Below are 1,596 nucleotides of genomic sequence, written 5' to 3' on the forward strand. Positions count from 1 at the left end.
GCAGCCGCAACGCTCGCCTCACGCTGCCGTCATCCTGAGCTTGTCACAGGATCCACCGACCCGCGAGCGTCTCGCCGCCCGATCAAGCGGCACGGAGGATCCTGAAACGCGTTCAAGGATGATAGCGGGTCAGCGGATACTCCCCGCCCACTGCCTCAGAACTGCACCTTCGCCCCCGCGCTGAAGTTGCGCCCGACCAGACCGGCATAATGCCAGCTAGCCAGATAGTTCGGGTTGGTGGCATAGGCCCCGGACGCGAGCGGCGCGCGCGCGTTCGTTACATTCTCCACGTTGAGGAACAATCGCAGCTGGTCGTTCACCGCCACGCCCGCGTTCAGGTCGACGTAGAGGAACGGGCGGACGTAGCATTGTTTGTTGACGTCACTGCCTTTGGGGATCGGCGCCAGCGTGTGGCTGCACGACAGGTCGATCTTGCCGTCGACCGGCGCGATCTCGTCGGCCGCGACCTGCTTGATGCGACCGACATAATAAGCCGTCGTCGCAAGCGAGAGATTGCCCCACTCCAGCGCATTCTGCCAATTTCCGCGGATCCTCGGCGTCCCGCCACCCGATGACAGTTGATACGGCCCCAGCGTGCCCGCGTACCGCTGCACCACACCGCCGGGCGTCACGAGATCGAGGCGGAGCACGCGCGTCGCGTCGAGGCGCTCGCTCAGGCGAACGCCCCGGGCGAGCGCGAGGTGCGCGTTCGCCTGCACGTCGATGCCCGAGCTCACCTGGTAATTGGCGTTGACGTAGGGCACGTCGAACACGATCAGGCGCGGCAGCGCGTTGGGATTGGCGGGGTCGGGCGCGTCGATGACGTTGCAGCGATAGCCTTTGCCCACCGCCGCCAGCGCGGCGCAGCCGGCAGTCGCATCGGTCTCCCCGTAATAGGCCCGAATCGCTTCGCCGCGCAGCGGCCCGCTGATCACCAGGTTCGACTTCTTGACGTTGTAATAGTCGACCGTCAGATCGAGTCCGTGCGCGGGCTTGATGATCGTGCCGAGCGTGAGGCTGCGCGAGACTTCGGGCAGGATGTCGGGATTGCCGGTGGTACCGCGCCCCAGCCTGTAGTTGCTGACATAGGCCGCATTGCCCGGATGCGCCGCGACAAAGCTGGCCGGCGGGTTGAAGGAGGAGAAACCCGCATAGCTGCTGAGCGGATTGTTCTCCGCGAAGGTTGGTGCGCGGAACCCTTGCGAGTAGGTGGCGCGGAAGGCGATCGGCTCGACCGGGCTGAGCCTGACGCCGATCTTGGGCGAGAAGTGGCCATAGCCCTGCGAGTAATGATCGTAGCGGCCGGACACGTTGACATCGATCGCGCGCGTGAACGGCGCGTCCACCTCGAAGAAACCGGCCGTCACGGTCTGGCTCCCCTGCGCCGACGACGTAATCAGCTGGTAATAGCTCAGGTCGAAGTTCTGGTTGCGGTTCATCAGCGTCTCGCGGCGGAGCTGGAAGCCGGCGCCGAGGTTGAGATCACCGCCGCCCAGCGCCGTCACCGCCTTGATGAGCGACCCCCCGATCGTCGCGACTGTCGACGAGGAAGGCGTGGTGCGGTCGGGCGAGACCTGCGCCCGCACCGCCGCGCTG

At 65.9% G+C, this 1,596-nt stretch carries 1 protein-coding gene; it reads right to left on the bottom strand.

Annotated elements, in window-relative coordinates; genetic code table 11:
• Positions 1–155: 155 nt before the first annotated feature.
• Positions 156–1,596: TonB-dependent receptor domain-containing protein (locus QBJ89_RS20045; RefSeq protein ID WP_277982211.1), on the bottom strand; the 1,441-nt coding region annotated here is incomplete at its 5' end.

The sequence above is a fragment of the Sphingomonas phyllosphaerae genome, assembly GCF_029623345.1.
Lineage (GTDB): Bacteria > Pseudomonadota > Alphaproteobacteria > Sphingomonadales > Sphingomonadaceae > Sphingomonas > Sphingomonas phyllosphaerae_C.